Raw genomic sequence first — 15,613 nt, 5'->3', positions numbered from 1 at the left:
GTGTGCTGCACGCCGACCCGGCCGACCGGAACCAGCTGCCCGCCGACACCCGGGAACGAGCCAGCCACCCGGCCGGAGCGCGGCTTGAGTTCACCACGCGCGGTGCACGGTGAAGGAATTCACGCGGGGCGCCGCATGGTGGTCACCGGACGGCAGCCGTGTGCTGCACGCCGACCCGGCCGACCGGAACCAGCTGCCCGCCGACACCCGGGAACGAGCCAGCCACCCGGCCGGAGCGCGGCTTGAGTTCACCGCGGGCGGTGCGCGGTGAAGGAGTTCACACCGGGCGCCGCACGGTGGTCACCGAACGGCCGTGCGCTGCGCGCCAACCCCACCGGCCAGGACCGGCTGCCCGGCAACACCCGGGAACGGGCGGACCTCCCGGCCGGAGTACGGCTCGAGTTCACCGCGGACGGCGCACAGTGAGGCAGTTCACGAGGGGCACCCCATGGTGGTCACCGGACGGCGGCCGCGCGCTGCGTGCCAACCCCACCGACCAGAACCAGCTGCCCGCCGACACCCGGGAACGAGCCAGCCACCCGGCCGGAGTACGCCTTGAGCTCACCACCCGCGGTGCACGATGAGGGAGTTCACGCGGGGCACCGCATGGTGGTCGCCGGACGGCGGCCGTGTGCTGCGCGCCGACCCCGCCGACCGGGACCGGCTGCCCGGCGACACCTGGGAGCGGGCGGGCCTCCCGGCCGGAGTGCGGCTTGAGTTCAGCGCGCGTGGGGTGCGGGCGGTGGAGGTGGAGTATGTCGCCTCGTCTCCCTCGGATACGGACTCGTACGGCAGCGCGCCGCCCGTCTTCACGCTGCTCGCGGACTCCCGCGAGGAGGCGGGCGCCCCCGTCCCCGCGCGACGGGGCAGCGGCACGGAAGCCGTCGGCACGCCTTCGCAGCAGGACGCGCCCGCGCGGGCCGCAGGCACGCCCACGCCGCCGGGCGGCCGCGCACAGACCGCCTTCGACACCCCCGCGGCACCGGGCTCGCACGTGGCGCGGATCGAACTCCCTTACCCGGATGGGGACTTCACCCTCCATCTGCCGGAGACGCTGCGCCCCACCCTCACCGACCTCCGCCCCGTCGGCGGTGGCACCATCGAGCCCGCCGCACGGCGACCGCGCTGGCTCGTCTACGGCGATTCCATCGCGGAGGGCTGGTCGGCGTCGCGCCCCCATCTTGCATGGCCCGCGCTCGCCGGACGGGCGCTCGGCCTGGACACGGTGAACCTCGGATACGCGGGAGCGGCGCGCGGCGAACTGGCGTCCGCGCAGCAACTCGCCTCCCTGCGGGCCGACTTGATCACCGTCGCGTTCGGCACGAACTGCTGGTCCCGTACGCCGCATTCGGCGGCGCTGCTCCACGAGACGACGCGGGCGTTCCTGACCCTGGTGCGCCAGGGGCACCCGGGGGTTCCCCTCCTCGTCCTCTCCCCCGTGCTGCGCCCGGACGCCGAGTCGCTGCCGAACGCCCTGGGCGCCACGCTCGGCGAACTGCGCTCCGCGGTGGAACGGGCGGCCGGGGACGCGGGGGCCGCGCTGCTCCCCGGCGGCGGTCTCCTCGAATCCCGGCATCTGGTGGACGGCGTACATCCGGGGGACGCGGGCCACGGCCTGCTCGCGGACGCGGTGGCGGCGGCCCTGCGCCGCGGTCAGCCCTGGACGGCGTCGTAGGACTCGCGGGCGGCGGCGATCGCCGGGCGGTGGTCGATGGACCAGTCGGCGAGTGCCTTGACGAGGTGGGTGAGGCTGTGGCCCATCTCGGTCAGCTCGTACTCGACCTGGGGCGGAATCGTCGGGTAGACCGTGCGCTTGACCAAGCCGTCGCGCTCCAGACGGCGCACGGTGAGCGTGAGCATCCGCTGCGAGATGTCGCCGTGGATCCGGCGCTGCAGCTCCTTGAACCGCAGGACGCCCGAGGCGAGCTCGACCACCACGTACACGGACCACTTGTCGCCGAGCCGGTCCAGGACGTCCCGCACCCCGCACTCGTCCTGCGGGGTCTCACAGCTGATCACCGGCTCGACGACCGCCTCAGGAGCCGGCGGGGTGGTTACCGCCGTGTGCCCTGCTGACATGAAAGTGCCTCCTTACGCGGCCGCGCGCCGCCGATCACCATGGTCACAGGCCCGGCCACCGGGCCGGACACCAGCGCAACCACTCACCGCGGGGGAACCTTCCCATGCTCATGATCACCGGCGCCACGGGCGCCCTCGGCAAGCTCGTCACCGCCCGCCTCGCGGGCCGCGACGACGTCGTCATCGGCAGCCGCCACCCCGCTCCCGGCGGCCGCCGCGTCGACTTCGACGATCCGGGGTCCCTGGACTTCGGCGGCGTGGACACGCTCCTGGTCATCTCCGCCGGGGCCGCCGAGGACGACGTGGTCGTCGCCCGCCACGAGGCCGCCATCTCGGCCGCGGAGAAGGCGGGTGTGCGGCACCTCGTCTACACCAGCCTCAGCGGCGACGGCGACCACCTGACGTACGCGCTCGCGCACCGCTGGACGGAACGCAGACTGCGCCGTTCCTCGCTCGACTGGACGGTGCTGCGCAACGGCCTGTACGCGGAGTTCCTTGCCGCCATCGCGGCACCGGGCCCCGACGGCACCATCGCCGCGCCCCTGGGCGATGGCCGACTCGCAGCCGTGGCCCGCGACGACCTGGCCGAGGCCGCGGTCCGGGTGGCGACGGATCCGTCCCTGCACGCGGGCCGCACCTACGAACTCGTCGGCGAACAGCCCCTGGGCGGCGAGGAGTTGGCCGCGGCACTCAACGGCTCGTACGAACCCGGCACCCTCGCCGCGACCCGCGAGGCGATCACCGCGGCCGGCCAGGCACTGCCCTTCCAGGTGCCGATGCTCCTGAGCACGTACTCGGCGATAGCCGGTGGTTTCCTGGACGGCACGGCCATCGAAGACCGCGGCGCGTTGCGCACCCTGCTGGGCAGGCAGCCCCGCCCGCCGATCGAGGCGTACAGGGCCGCACTGCAGGGTTCCTGAGGGGCGCGGGGAACTGCGCGACCGGCCACGGCCGACCCGCAGCCGAACAAGCGCAGTTCCCCCGGAGCACCTAGCTCCAGCTGGCGTGAAGCGGCTTGCCCTCCGCGTAACCGGCAGCGCTCTGCACGCCCACGGTCGCCCGCTCGGCAAACTCCTCGAGCGAGCCCGCACCGGCGTACGTGCAAGAGGAACGGACACCGGCGATGATCGAGTCGATCAGGTCCTCGACACCGGGACGCTCCGGGTCGAGGAACATCCGGGAGGTCGAGATGCCCTCCTCGAACAGCGCCTTGCGGGCACGGTCGTACGCCGACTCCTCGCTCGTGCGGTTCTTCACCGCACGCGCCGACGCCATGCCGAACGACTCCTTGTAGAGGCGGCCGTTGGCGTCCTGCTGCAGGTCGCCCGGGGACTCGTACGTACCCGCGAACCACGAACCGATCATGACGTTCGACGCACCGGCGGCCAGCGCCATCGCGACGTCACGGGGGTGACGGACACCGCCGTCGGCCCACACGTGCTTGCCGAACTTCTTGGCCTCGGCGGCGCATTCGAGCACCGCGGAGAACTGCGGCCGGCCGACGCCGGTCATCATGCGCGTGGTGCACATGGCGCCGGGACCGACGCCCACCTTGATGATGTCGGCACCGGCCTCGATGAGATCCCGGACGCCCTCGGCGGCGACGATGTTGCCCGCGACGATCGGCACCTGCGGGTCGAGTCCGCGCACGGCCTTGACCGCGGCGATCATCGACTCCTGGTGGCCGTGCGCGGTGTCGACGACGATCGTGTCGGCGCCCGCGTCGAGGAGCTGCTTGGCCTTGGCCGCGACGTCGCCGTTGATGCCGACGGCGGCGGCGATGCGCAGCTTGCCGTCGGCGTCGAGGGCGGGCGAGTAGAGGGTCGCGCGCAGGGCGCCGGTGCGGGTCAGGATGCCGGCCAGGCGGCCGTCCTTGTCCACGGCGGGCGCGTAGCGGCGGTTCGCGTGGTCCAGCTTGTTGAAGGCGTCACGGGGGTCGATGTCCGCGTCGAGCAGCACGAGGTCCCTGGACATGACCTCGGTGAGCTGGGTGAAGCGGTCCACGCCGTTCAGGTCCGTGTCGGTGACGACGCCGACCGGCTTCTGGTCCTCGTCCACGACGACACCGGCGTTGTGCGCGCGCTTGGGCAGCAGGGCCAGCGCGTCCGCGACGGTCTGGTGGGGGGCCAGCACGATCGGGGTGTCCAGGACGTGGTGGCGCGTCTTGACCCAGGCGATGACGTCGGTGACGACCTCGATCGGAATGTCCTGCGGGATCACGACGAGACCACCGCGGCGGGCGACGGTCTCGGCCATGCGGCGGCCGGCGATCGCGGTCATGTTGGCGACGACCAGCGGGATCGTGGTGCCCGTGCCGTCCGGCGACGAAAGGTCTACGCCCTGACGTGAGCCGACGGCGGAGCGCCTCGGCACCATGAAGACGTCGTCGTACGTCAGGTCGTACGCAGGCTGGATGTCATTGAGGAAGCGCACGTGCTGCTCATCCCAGTCGATCAGAGGTGGCCCCCGGACAGTTAGCCGGGGGAAAAGCACGTACTTCAGTGTCCCATGCCGCAGGGGTCGAACCGCCTGGGATGATCACCCAGGCAGGTCACGGGACCCCTGGTCGGATCGTCCAAGCGACCCGCACAAGCGGAACGCTCGGCTCACGCCCCGCCACGCTCCGTGGCGGCCGCGGGCCCGAACGCGAGAATGATCTCCAGGCCGGTGCTCCGCTCACGCGCGTACGCCACCGCGTCGCTGAACACCTCCTGCGCGACGATCCACTCCTGGGGCGCGGCCTGCGCGTACGCCTGCCAGCCGGAGACGACCAGCAGGAGGCCGGGCGTGGACGGCACCCGGGGCAGGTCGGTGAGGCAGTCGGCGAGCGCGTCCCAGTTGTGCCCGAACCAGTCGGGCAGATCGAGCGCGCGGGCACAGCGGCCCATGAAGCCGCGCTTGTCGCTCACCCCGCTCAGATCGAGCGAGACGGTGCTCAGCCCGGCGCCGCGCGCGGCGTCGAGCAGGGGAACGAGCGGTTCGGACGTCATCTCGGTACCGCCTCCATGGGCCAGATGCTGCCATGGCGCCCCGTAAGGGGCGCGGGGAACCGCGCGACCAGCCCCCACGACCCGCGGCGAAATCAACTGCCGTCCGGATCCGCCCGATCCAACGCAGGATGCGGCGTCGGCCCCATGACCAACAACTGATCGGCGGCAGCGGTATCCGTGACGAGGCTGGTCACAAGCCCGGACCGCAGCACCGCGTCGATGGCAGCAGCCTTCCGCTGCCCCCCGGCAATCGCCACGACCTCAGGAATCCGCCGAAGCCGGTCCGCCTCAACGGTGATGCACCGCTCCCCCAGGTCCCGCCCCACCCGACGCCCCTCGGCGTCGAAAAGGTGCGCGGACATCTCCGCGGCCACACCCAGCGAGGCGTAATGCGCACGCTCCTCGTCGGACAGCATGTCGTGCACCGTCGAGATACCGGGCTCCCAGGAGCCGATGGAGACGGCGGCGACGGTGACCTTGTCGAAGTACTCAAACGCCCGCGCGATCCCGGTCTGGTTCCGCAGCGCGGCGGCCGTGGCCGGGTCGGGAAGCAGCATCGGCGCGTAGATCGGGTGGGCCTCGCCGCCGGAGACCTGCGCGGCCCGCCGCACGGCCTCGACCGAACCGCGCTCGGCGGTCCCGGCGTCGTACACACCCGTCAACTGCACGACCGTGCACGGCGGCAGCTGGTCGAGCGCGGCCGCCATGTGGATGGTCGAGCGGCCCCACGCGAGGCCGAGCACATCGCCCTCGGTGACCAGCTCGCCGAGCAGATCGGCCGCGACCTCGCCGAGGTTCTCGGGGTCGGGGGAATCGTCGATCTCCTCGGTGGGAGCCGGCGACTCCACGACGACCGCGTGCCGCAGGCCGTAGCGGGCGCGCAGCGCGTCCGAGCGCTCGGCGTCCAGCTCCGCGGGCACACGGATCTCGATCCGTACGAGATCACGCTCGAGCGCGGTCTCAAGGACCCGGGCCACCTTGAAGCGGCTGACGCCGAACTCCTCCGCGATCTGGATCTTGGACTTGCCCTCGAGATAGAAGCGGCGGGCCATGGCCGCCGCCTGCACCAGCTCCGCGGGTCCCATCCGCATGGCTGACCGGCCGCCCGTCGACACGACGATCTCCTCACTGTCATTCACTCAATTGTCGTTCACACATTCACACGCATTTCTGCGGCTTCACACGTGTTGCTGCGGTTTCGAGCGCGTTGCCGCAGCGCAACCCGGGTTCGCCGTTCATCCTTGCAGATCCGGCGTGCTTGATCAGCCCTGAAGGACTGCGTTCACGTTCCCGTGGCTCAGTGGCCGCATGCCCATGCCGCCGCCGCGGTCGAGTCGGCCGCTTGGCTGCGCAATGCACGTACCGCCGCTGCCGGGTCCTTCGCGCCGTAGACGGCGGAACCGGCGACGAAGACGTCGGCTCCCGCGTCGGCGCAGCGCTCGATGGTCGCCGCCGAGACGCCGCCGTCCACCTGGAGCCAGAGCTCGAGACCGTGCTTGCTGATCAACTCGCGGGTCCGGCGAATCTTCGGCAGCATGATGTCGAGAAACGCCTGACCGCCGAATCCGGGCTCGACCGTCATGATGAGCAGCATGTCGAGCTCGGGGAGCAAGTCCTCGTACGGCTCGATGGGCGTCGCGGGCTTCAGCGCCATGGAGGCGCGGGCGCCCTTGGCGCGGATCTCACGGGCCAGGCGGACGGGCGCGGCAGCCGCCTCCGCGTGAAAGGTGACGGATCCGGCGCCCGCTTCGACGTACTGGGGAGCCCAGCGATCGGGGTCCTCGATCATCAGATGGCAGTCCAGCGGCGTCTCCGTCGCACGGGCCAAAGACTCTACGACCGGCACCCCCAGGGTGAGGTTAGGGACGAAGTGGTTGTCCATGACGTCGACATGGAGCCAGTCGGCACCTTCGACCGCCTTTGCCTCCTCGGCAAGACGGGCGAAATCCGCGGACAGGATGCTGGGGTTGATCTGCACGGCCATGCCCCAAGCCTGCCATGCCCGGCGCCCGTTGCTCACCGCCGTCCGTAGCGTGAGCGGAGAGGCCCTCTTGACCATGGACCGCGTGCCATGCTGTTCGGTCCACCGGCACGACGCGGGGCAGCGGGGGTAGCCATGCCGGACGAGCGGACGGACAAGCAGCCGGGAGCACGGCCGGAAGGACAGCGCCCGGCGGGCCGCGGTGTGGCCTGGCTGGTGTGCGGTAAGCGCACCAAGTGGCTTGTGGTGCTGTTCTGGCTGGTGGTGATCGTCGTCGCGGCACCCCTCGCCCAGAAGCTGACGGACGCCCAGGACAACCAGGCCTCGTCCTGGCTGCCCGGCTCCGCCGAGTCCACCCAAGTCCTGGAAATCTCCGAGGACTTCAGGCCGGAGCAGATTCCCGCGGTCGTCGTGTACGCCCGTGAGGGCGGCCTGACCGCGCAGGACCGCGCGCAGATCACCAAGGACGTCAGCGAGCTCAAGCAGCTGAGCGACCACGGCATCCGCGGCGCGGAGACCCGCGGCCCCGTCTTCGACACCAAGGACCCGAACAGCGCCGAGGCGGCCCAGATCTTCGTACCCATCACGATGGACGAGAAGGGCTGGGAGCGGATCGGGCCCGCCGTCGACTCCATCCGCGAGGACGTCGGCGAGGGTTCGGACGGGCTCGCGGTGCACATCACCGGGCCCGGTGGCACGTCGGCGGACTTCTCCGAGGCGTTCGAGGGCATCGACTCGACGCTGCTGATCGCGGCGGGCTCCGTCGTCATCGTGATCCTGCTGATCACGTACCGCAGCCCGATCCTGCTCCTGGTGCCACTGATCTCCGTGATCGTCTCGCTGTTCGCGGCGCAGGCGCTGATCTACCTCCTGGCGGAGTACGGCGGCCTGACGGTCAACGGCCAGAGCGCCGGCATCCTCACGGTCCTCGTCTTCGGCGCGGGGACGGACTATGCCCTGCTCCTGGTCGCCCGGTACCGCGAGGAGCTGCGCCGCCACGACGACCGGCACGAGGCGATGCAGCTCGCGCTGCACCGGGCGGGGCCCGCGGTCATCGCGTCGGGCGCCACGGTCGTCCTGAGCATGCTGGTCCTGCTGACCGCCGACATGAACTCGACGCGGGGCCTCGGCCCCGTCGCGGCCATCGGCGTCGCGGTCGCCCTCCTCGCGATGCTGTCGCTCTTCCCCGCCCTTCTGGTGGTCTGCGGCCGGTGGCTTTTCTGGCCGCTGATCCCGCACGTGGGCTCGGACGAGCCCACCGAGCACGGCGTCTGGGCCCGCACGGGCGCCCGTATCGCCCACCGGCCCCGGCTGACCTGGACGGTCACGGCGGTGGCCCTGGCGGCGATGGCGTTCGGTCTGACGCAGCTGCGGGCCGAGGGGCTCAGCAACGCGGACTCGTTCACGGAGAAGCCCGACTCGATCGTGGGCCAGGAGGTGCAGGCCGAGTACTTCCCCGCGGGCAGCGGCGACCCACTGGTGATCGTGGCGAACACGGGCCAGGGCGAGGCGGTGGGCCGCGCCGTCGCAGCGACACCCGGCGTCGACCCGGCGAGCATCGGCGTGCCACCGGGGTCGAAGGCAGAGGCCGACGGCCGGGTCCTGTTCGAGGCGACCCCGACCGACCCGGCCGACAGCGAGGCCGCCAAGCAGACCGTGGAGCGGGTCCGCGACGCGGTGCACGCCGTGCCCGACGCGGACGCGATGGTGGGCGGCGGCACGGCCGCCCTCCTGGACATGGACAAGGCAACGACCCACGACAACAAGCTGGTCATCCCGCTCGTCCTGGTGGTCGTCCTGTTGATCCTCTGCGTGCTGCTGCGGGCCCTTGTCGCGCCACTGCTGCTGATCGGGACGGTCGTGCTGTCCTTCTCCGCCGCGCTGGGCCTCAGTGCGCTCGCCTTCCGGTACGTCTTCGACTACGCGGGCGAGTCGACGGACTTCCCGCTCTTCGTCTTCGTGTTCCTGGTGGCGCTCGGCATCGACTACAACATCTTCCTGTCGACCCGTATCCGTGAGGAAGCGGGCCACCAGGGCACCCGTGCGGGCGTGCTGACGGGCCTCGCCGCGACCGGCGCGGTGATCACATCGGCGGGCCTCGTCCTCGCGGGCACCTTCGCCGCGCTCGGCACGCTCCCGATGGTGGCGTTCGCCGAGATCGGCTTCGCGGTCGCACTCGGCGTCCTGCTCGACACCTTCATCGTGCGGTCCGTCCTGGTCACCGCGTTGTTCCTGGACGTGGGCCCGAAGGTGTGGTGGCCGCACCCCCTGAGCAAGGACCCGGCGGCCCCTGCTCAGGCGGCGGAAGCAGGCTCAGGCGGTGCGCCGGATCAGCGCTAGGTACATCGCGTCCGTGCCGTGCAGATGCGGCCACAGCTGGATGTCGGGTCCGTCGCCCAGCGCCGGTACGCCGGGCAACAGCGGGCGCGCGTCGATGAGTTCGGCAGCCGCGGCACCGTCAAGGTGCTTCAGTACGTCGTCCACGACGGCACGCGTCTCCGCCAGATGCGGTGAACAGGTCGCATAGCCGACGACGCCGCCGACGCGCACGGACTCCAACGCCGTGCGCAGCAGCCCGCGTTGCAGCGGCGCGAAGCCGTCGAGGTCCTCAGGGCGACGCCGCCAACGGGCCTCGGGGCGGCGGCGCAGCGCGCCGAGTCCGGTGCAGGGCACGTCCATCAGGACCCGGTCGAAGGTGCCGGGCAGCCACGGCGGCCGGGTGCCGTCGGCGGCGATGACCTGATACGGGCCGGGGTTGCCGCGCAGCGCCTGTGCGACGAGGCGGGCCCGGTGCGGCTGCTTCTCGGCGGCGAGCAGGGCCGCGCCGCGCTGCGTGGCGAGACCGGCGAGCATGGCGGCCTTGCCGCCGGGCCCGGCACAGCCGTCAAGCCACTTCTCGTCGCGCCCTTCCAGCGGGGCGTTCGCGAGTGCGATGGCGACGAGCTGGCTGCCCTCGTCCTGAACGCCCGCGTTCCCCTCGCGCACGGCCCCGATCGCGCCGGGCTCGCCGCCCTCGCTGAGCCGCACGGCATACGGCGACCAGCGGCCCGGCAGCGCGGACTCCTCGCCGACGGAGTCGAGCAGTTCGTCGGCGGTGGAGCGGCCGGGTCGGGCCACGAGCGTCACCTCGGGCCGTTCGTTGTCGGCCTCGAGCAGGTCCTCGATCCCGGCGCGTCCGCCGCCCAGCGAGTCCCAGAGCGCCGAGACGACCCAGCGGGGGTGCGAGTGGACGACGGCGAGATGGTCCTCGGCGTCCTCGTCGTAGGGCGGCGCGACCTTCTCCAGCCACCCGTCGAGATCGTCGGCGGCGACCTTGCGCAGCACCGCGTTGACGAACTTGGCCCGCCCGTCGCCGAGGACGACGCGCGCGAGCTCGACGGAGGCGGAGACCGCGGCGTGCGTCGGGATGCGCGTCCCGAGCAGCTGATGCACCCCCATGTTCAGCACATCCAGGACCGGCGGATCGACCTCCCGCAGCGGCCGGTCGATGCAGGCCGCCACGATCGCGTCGTACGTTCCCTGCCTGCGCAGCGTCCCGTAGACCAACTCGGTGGCGAGCGCCGCGTCACGCGCGTCGAAGTCACCCTTGTCCCGTGCCTTGCGCAGCAGCGGCGGCAGGACGAGATTCGCGTACGCATCACGTTCGTCCACGGCCCGCAGCGCCTCGAAGGCGAGGAAGCGGACGGGGTCCTTCTTGGGACGGCGGTGGGGCTTGCCGGGCTTCCCCTGCTTGCGGGGAGGCCGGCCTGGCTGGTCGTTCAAAGGTGCTCCGCTGATGGTGATGAGGCGTATTCGTTCAGCGTACGTCGGTGGCGCCGACCCGCTCGCCCGGGGCGATCCGCACCCCGCGCGCCCAGTCAGCGCCGCGCATCGGCTTCTTGCCCTGCGGCTGGACCCAGAGCAGCTCCACGGCGTGCGAACCGGAGCCGACGTACACATTGTTCTTGGCGGCGAAGAGCTCACCGGGCGCCAGGTCGGTGCGGTCCGGGGCGAGCGCGGCCTGGATGATCTTCAGCCGCTCCTCGCGGAAGACGGTCCAGGCGCCGGGCGCGGGCGTGCAGCCGCGCACCACGCGGTCGACGCGCAGGGCCGGGGCCGCCCAGTCCACCTCGGCGTCCTCGACGGTGATCTTCGGCGCGAGGGTAATGCCGTCGGCGGGCTGCGGCACGGCCTTCAGGGAGCCGTCCTCGATGCCGTCCATGGTGGCGGCGAGCAGCCCCGCGCCCGCGAAGGCGAGGCGGGTGAGCAGGTCACCGCTGGTGTCGGTGGGCCGGACGACCTCGGTGACGGTCCCGTACACCGGCCCGGAGTCCAGCCCCCGCTCGATCAGGAAGGTGGAGGCACCCGTGATTTCGTCCCCCGCCATCAGCGCCTGCTGCACGGGCGCGGCGCCGCGCCAGGCGGGCAGCAGCGAAAAGTGCAGATTGACCCAGCCGCGGGCCGGAACGTCCAGGGCCACCTGAGGCAGCAGGGCTCCATACGCGACGACAGGGCAGCAGTCAGGCGCGATCTCCCGCAACCGCGCCAGAAACGCTTCGTCACGCGGCTTCACGGGCTTGAGGACCTCGATGCCGGCCTCCTCCGCGCGCTGCGCGACCGGGCTCGCGACGAGCCTGCGGCCGCGGCCCGCCGGGGCGTCGGGGCGCGTGACGACGGCGGCCACCTCGTGCCGACCGGAGGCGATCAGGGCGTCCAGGGCGGGGACGGCGACTTCGGGGGTGCCTGCGAAGACGAGCTTCATCGGTGGCTGTCGGCCTCTCGGGCGGGAACGTGACGGGAGCGCACCAGTCTATGAGCCGCGCTCCCTGACCGCTCTCCTCGGGGCGCCCGCCCGGGCCGTGGCCGTTCCCCTCCCGGGGGCGTACGCATGGACGCGCGCCCTGTGCATATGCGCATACGCCCCTGCACCGTGACCCCACACGAGCTAGCGCGTTGGTCAAGAAAGAGTTGACCACAGTGGGCCGCGGATGCGGCCCGAATCCTTTTTCAACGCCGGTTCGAGAGGCTTGTTCATGGCCGACCACGCAACCCACGACGCCCAGGCACGGGCCAGCCTGCACCTCCTGGTGCGGGACATCGAGCGGGTCCGCCGGCAGGTGGACGCACTGCGCACCCTCACCGCCCAGCTCGGCAACGTCTACCGCCCGCGCCGCTCCAGCCCGTCCGCGGGCTTCGTCGTGTACGGGCGGGCCCCCGCCCCGACCGTCCGCCTCGCCCAGGAACTGCGGGACAGCGTCGAGACGCTGGTCACCGCGGCAGTGGACTTCGACCGCTCGCTGGGCTTCTCGTGGGACGCGGTGGGCTCGGCCCTCGGGGTCACCAAGCAGGCGGTGCACCGCCGTTACGGAGCCCGCAGGGCCACGACGCAGGCGGCGGCCGAGGCGGAGCGCGCCACGGAGGCAGCACCGTCAACCGCGGCTGCGGCCGCGACCGCCCGGCCACCGGTCCCGGTCGGCGCGCAACTCCCCTCCGTGCCTTCGGTCCCCGCCGCCCGCGCGATGCCGACCCAGCCGACGGCAGGCAGCTCCGCCCTCCGAGAAGACCCCCGCCCCCCAGCCTTCCCCAGCCCCCGCAACGGCTAGCCCATACCTGACACTTAGCTGCCTCCCCCCCCTTCCGAGGGCGGGGGGCAGCGCTATGCGGGCCCTCTGCCACACCCACCACGACGCCCGTACGCGACCGGCGGACCCCCACCACGGCCAGACGTTCCGCTCCGCCCCGTCGGGCAGGCATTCCGCACCCCCCATCCTCAACAATCCGCCGTCCGCGTTGTGGGCAGGCATTCCGCACCCCCCATCCTCAACAATCCGCCGTCCGCGTTGTGGGCAGGCGTTCCGCACGGCGGAACGGGTGGGCACAACGCACCGCTGCCGGGCACCGATACAGCGAGGCGGCAAGCACCGGAGCAGGGGGCCGACCACCCCACGCCGAAGGCGAGGCCCGCCGCAGGCGAGACGACCGCGGCGAGGACAGCAAGGCCTAGCCGATATCCAACGGGTCCACCCGAATCCGCACAGGCTCCGCCGCCCCGCGGGCCATCCGCCCCGCCTGCGCCACCTTCAACGAAGCGGCAAGCGCGGCCCCACTCCCCGGCGGCACCCGAATCAGCACCCGCTCCCAAGCCACCCCAACAGGCGCACCCCCAGCCCGACGCCCACCCCCCGGCACCGCATCCCGCACCGGAACAGGCCCCAACACAACAGCATCCGACGGAAGTTCAACCCCCGCGAGAAACGCGGACAGCACCTCCGGAGCCCCGGACACCGCAGCCATCCGCGACACCGGCGGAAACCCCAGCTCCGCCCGCTCCGCGAGCTCCCGCACCGCATGCCCCACGGGATCCCACCGCACCAACGCCTGCACAGGCCGCAGCGTCGGCTCGGCGACGACCACCACGGTCCCCCCGACCCCCTGCGGTCGCACCAGGGACGCCGCCCCGATCCACCGCCGCAACGCGTCCTCCCCCGCCCGCAGATCAGGCCGCCCCAACATGGCCCACCCGTCAAGCAGCAGCGCGGCCGCGTAACCGCCCTCGGCAACAGGCTCCGCCCCCGGCGTACTCACCACCAGCGCGGGCGCCCCCGCCACGGTGTCAAGCACCTGCTCCCGCCCCGAAGTCCGCACCGGCACGGCCGGAAACGCCCGCCCCAGCTCCTCAGCCGTACGCCGCGCCCCCACAATCTGCGCCCGCAGCCGGAATCCACCACAGGAACCGCAGTGCCAAGCGGCCTCCTCCACCCCGCACCAGCCGCACCGCAGCGCGGCCCCGCTGCCCTGCGCCTCCAGCGGCCCGGCACACCGCCGGCACCGCGCGGGCTCCCGGCACCGCTCACACGCGAGCCGCGGCACATACCCCCGCCGCGGCACCTGCACGAGCACGGGCCCATGCTTCAGCCCCTCCCGCACCACACGCCACGCCAGAGTCGGCAACCGCGCGGCCCGCGCCGCCTCGTCCCGAGCAAGATCCCCGTCCCCCACGGTCCGTACGAGCGGCGCGGCCCCCCGCACCTGCTCACGATCGGCGACGAGCGGCGCGGCCCACCCGCTCTCGACGAGCTGGGCCGCCTCAACGGTGCAACTCCAACTGCCCAACAAGAAACCGCACTTGTCCCGCGACGCCCGCAGCTCAAGAACTTCCCGCACATGCGGGAAGGGCGCGTTGTCATCGCTGTGACTGGCATCCCCGTCGTCCCACACGACAACGAGCCCCAGATTCCGCACCGGCGCGAACATGGCGGCCCGCGTCCCGACAACGGCCCGCACGGCCCCCCGCCGCACGGAGAGCCACTCCCGATACCGCTTCTCCTGCCCGGCATCGGCGGTCAGCACGGCATGCTGCCCCGGCCCCATCAACGCGGTCAGCGCCGCGTCGACCCGGGCGGCAGGCCGCCCGGCGGGCACGACGACCAACGCCCCCCGCCCCGAGGCGAGCGTCGCCTGCACGGCCCGCGCGATCTCCTCGGCCCACTCGGGCCCCGGCAGCGCGGTCCACACGGCCCTCGGCGCACCCCCGGAGGCAAGCGCCCCCAAGAACTCCGCCCCATGCCCGTACCGCCGCCAACTCCCCGCATCAGGAACAGCGGGAGCCGCCGGGGCCTCCCCCATCTCCTGCGCCTCGGCCCGCGCATGCCGAGGCGGAACGGCCAGTTGCAGCACATCCGCAAGGCTCCCCGCGTACCGATCGGCAACAGCCCGGGCAAGCCCCAACAACTCCGCATCGAGCACCGGCTCAGGCGAAACGACCTGCGCCAGGGCGGCCAACGGCCCGGAGTAGTCCGACTCGGCAACCCGCTCCACAAGAAACCCGTCGATCAACCCCCCACCCTCACGCCGCCCGCCCCGCACATTCCGCGCCCCGGCCCCGAACCGCACCCGCACCCGCACCCCGGGCCGCGCCTGCTCATCCAATTCCTCGGGCACGGCATAGTCGAAGTACCGATCGAGATGCAGCACCCCTTTGTCGACAAGAACGCGCGCCACGGGCAACTCCTTGGCCACCGCGGCCCCCCGCCACGTCCGCGGCTTGGCCCGCGGCACCTTGGCCTTGCGCACACTGTCCCGAATCAACGCAAGCTGCTCGGGCTCAGGCACCCCACTCTCGGCACCCTCACCCACACCCGACCCGTTCTCCCTGCTCACAGCTGCATTCCTACCAGACCGCACTGACACTGCCGGGCGCCCGAGATCAAGCCGGCCGCGGATCACGAACGCCACCAAGGGCGCTTCTGCCATCGCCCACTCGGCCATACCGATCGAAGACCGGCAGCAGGATTCGAACCTGCGAGGGAGTCATCTCCCGGAAGTACCCGCAACCATCGCACCGGGCGCCTCGACAGTCAGCTCTCCCAGGACTGGGAGAGCACCACCCTACGAAGCGCCGCACCGGCCGCGCCAACCCATTGGCTCCGCGACGGCGCACCACCGGGTGCCCGCCGACGACAAAGGCCCGGCTCTCCCGAAGGAGTTCCCGGGCCCCATCCAGTATCCCCGGTGTTAAAGACCCCCCCCCATACCCCCCCCCCCCTCCCCGGCCCGGGGGATTTTAAAAACACACAGCCCCCCA

14 protein-coding genes are annotated in these 15,613 nt (G+C 72.2%); 6 read left to right on the top strand and 8 right to left on the bottom strand.

The features are described from left to right. Positions 1–109: 109 nt before the first annotated feature. The 3 genes from ACFWY6_RS34390 to ACFWY6_RS34380 all read left to right on the top strand — a co-directional run bounded on the left by ACFWY6_RS34390 (position 110) and on the right by ACFWY6_RS34380 (position 1,675). Positions 110–271 (top strand): hypothetical protein, encoded by a 162-nt coding sequence (locus ACFWY6_RS34390; RefSeq protein ID WP_384698985.1) that lies wholly within the window; start codon positions 110–112, stop codon positions 269–271. Continuing rightward, positions 268–426, top strand: coding sequence for a hypothetical protein (locus tag ACFWY6_RS34385; RefSeq protein ID WP_384698982.1), 159 nt, complete (start codon positions 268–270; stop codon positions 424–426). Before ACFWY6_RS34390 ends, ACFWY6_RS34385 begins: the two co-directional genes overlap by 4 nt. Before the next feature lie 154 nt (positions 427–580). After that, the gene (locus ACFWY6_RS34380; RefSeq protein ID WP_384698979.1) at positions 581–1,675 is read left to right on the top strand and encodes a GDSL-type esterase/lipase family protein; all 1,095 of its coding nucleotides are present in this window, start codon (positions 581–583) and stop codon (positions 1,673–1,675) included. Here the strand turns inward: ACFWY6_RS34380 and ACFWY6_RS34375 are convergent. Beyond that, on the bottom strand, positions 1,654–2,079 hold the full coding sequence (locus ACFWY6_RS34375; protein WP_384698976.1) for a winged helix-turn-helix transcriptional regulator: 426 nt from the start codon (positions 2,077–2,079) through the stop codon (positions 1,654–1,656). The two genes, ACFWY6_RS34380 and ACFWY6_RS34375, sit on opposite strands and share 22 nt — an antisense overlap. Before the next feature lie 104 nt (positions 2,080–2,183). Between ACFWY6_RS34375 and ACFWY6_RS34370 the strand changes: the two genes are divergently transcribed. Further along, positions 2,184–2,999 carry an NAD(P)H-binding protein gene (locus ACFWY6_RS34370; protein ID WP_384698973.1) on the top strand — a complete coding sequence of 272 codons (816 nt, stop codon included), beginning with the start codon at positions 2,184–2,186 and terminating at the stop codon, positions 2,997–2,999. Between the two features lie 70 nt (positions 3,000–3,069). Here ACFWY6_RS34370 and ACFWY6_RS34365 read toward each other — a convergent pair whose 3' ends face one another. The 4 genes from ACFWY6_RS34365 to rpe all read right to left on the bottom strand — a co-directional run bounded on the left by ACFWY6_RS34365 (position 3,070) and on the right by rpe (position 7,053). Further along, positions 3,070–4,512, bottom strand: a complete 1,443-nt coding sequence (locus ACFWY6_RS34365; RefSeq protein ID WP_384698970.1) for a GuaB1 family IMP dehydrogenase-related protein — start codon at positions 4,510–4,512, stop codon at positions 3,070–3,072. A 173-nt stretch (positions 4,513–4,685) separates the two neighbouring features. Further along, positions 4,686–5,069 (bottom strand): barstar family protein, encoded by a 384-nt coding sequence (locus ACFWY6_RS34360; RefSeq protein ID WP_384698967.1) that lies wholly within the window; start codon positions 5,067–5,069, stop codon positions 4,686–4,688. Between the two features lie 92 nt (positions 5,070–5,161). Beyond that, the gene (locus ACFWY6_RS34355) at positions 5,162–6,208 is read right to left on the bottom strand and encodes a sugar-binding transcriptional regulator (protein ID WP_135329993.1); all 1,047 of its coding nucleotides are present in this window, start codon (positions 6,206–6,208) and stop codon (positions 5,162–5,164) included. Positions 6,209–6,366: 158 nt separating this feature from the next. Then, positions 6,367–7,053 carry a ribulose-phosphate 3-epimerase gene (rpe, locus tag ACFWY6_RS34350; protein ID WP_384698963.1) on the bottom strand — a complete coding sequence of 229 codons (687 nt, stop codon included), beginning with the start codon at positions 7,051–7,053 and terminating at the stop codon, positions 6,367–6,369. A gap of 132 nt (positions 7,054–7,185) precedes the next feature. Between rpe and ACFWY6_RS34345 the strand changes: the two genes are divergently transcribed. Further along, positions 7,186–9,390, top strand: a complete 2,205-nt coding sequence (locus tag ACFWY6_RS34345; protein ID WP_384698960.1) for an MMPL family transporter — start codon at positions 7,186–7,188, stop codon at positions 9,388–9,390. Here ACFWY6_RS34345 and ACFWY6_RS34340 read toward each other — a convergent pair. Together ACFWY6_RS34340 and fmt are read right to left on the bottom strand one after the other, a co-directional pair. Continuing rightward, complete coding sequence (locus ACFWY6_RS34340; protein ID WP_384698957.1) at positions 9,364–10,812, bottom strand: RsmB/NOP family class I SAM-dependent RNA methyltransferase; 1,449 nt, start codon at positions 10,810–10,812, stop codon at positions 9,364–9,366. The two genes, ACFWY6_RS34345 and ACFWY6_RS34340, sit on opposite strands and share 27 nt — an antisense overlap. Before the next feature lie 34 nt (positions 10,813–10,846). Further along, complete coding sequence (fmt, locus tag ACFWY6_RS34335) at positions 10,847–11,791, bottom strand: methionyl-tRNA formyltransferase (RefSeq protein WP_384698955.1); 945 nt, start codon at positions 11,789–11,791, stop codon at positions 10,847–10,849. A 271-nt stretch (positions 11,792–12,062) separates the two neighbouring features. On the opposite strand from fmt, the gene ACFWY6_RS34330 reads away from it, so the two are divergent. Then, positions 12,063–12,632 carry a hypothetical protein gene (locus tag ACFWY6_RS34330; RefSeq protein ID WP_384698952.1) on the top strand — a complete coding sequence of 190 codons (570 nt, stop codon included), beginning with the start codon at positions 12,063–12,065 and terminating at the stop codon, positions 12,630–12,632. A gap of 397 nt (positions 12,633–13,029) precedes the next feature. On the opposite strand, the gene ACFWY6_RS34325 is transcribed toward ACFWY6_RS34330, so the two are convergent. Further along, entirely contained in the window at positions 13,030–15,189 is a 2,160-nt protein-coding gene (locus tag ACFWY6_RS34325; RefSeq protein WP_384698949.1) for a primosomal protein N', read from the bottom strand. Positions 15,190–15,613 lie beyond the last annotated feature (424 nt).

Source organism: Streptomyces sp. NPDC059037, from assembly GCF_042740015.1.
Classification (GTDB): Bacteria; Actinomycetota; Actinomycetes; order Streptomycetales; family Streptomycetaceae; genus Streptomyces.
This window is presented reverse-complemented; position numbering and strand designations above follow the sequence as displayed.

Bases quoted from the DNA above. Each gene is read 5' to 3' on its own strand.
- ACFWY6_RS34380 (WP_384698979.1), top strand. From the start codon at position 581: ATGAGGGAGTTCACGCGGGGCACCGCATGGTGGTCGCCGGACGGCGGC.
- ACFWY6_RS34375 (WP_384698976.1), bottom strand. From the start codon at position 2,079: ATGTCAGCAGGGCACACGGCGGTAACCACCCCGCCGGCTCCTGAGGCG.
- ACFWY6_RS34370 (WP_384698973.1), top strand. From the start codon at position 2,184: ATGCTCATGATCACCGGCGCCACGGGCGCCCTCGGCAAGCTCGTCACC.
- ACFWY6_RS34360 (WP_384698967.1), bottom strand. From the start codon at position 5,069: ATGACGTCCGAACCGCTCGTTCCCCTGCTCGACGCCGCGCGCGGCGCC.
- rpe (WP_384698963.1), bottom strand. From the start codon at position 7,053: ATGGCCGTGCAGATCAACCCCAGCATCCTGTCCGCGGATTTCGCCCGT.
- ACFWY6_RS34345 (WP_384698960.1), top strand. From the start codon at position 7,186: ATGCCGGACGAGCGGACGGACAAGCAGCCGGGAGCACGGCCGGAAGGA.
- fmt (WP_384698955.1), bottom strand. From the start codon at position 11,791: ATGAAGCTCGTCTTCGCAGGCACCCCCGAAGTCGCCGTCCCCGCCCTG.
- ACFWY6_RS34330 (WP_384698952.1), top strand. From the start codon at position 12,063: ATGGCCGACCACGCAACCCACGACGCCCAGGCACGGGCCAGCCTGCAC.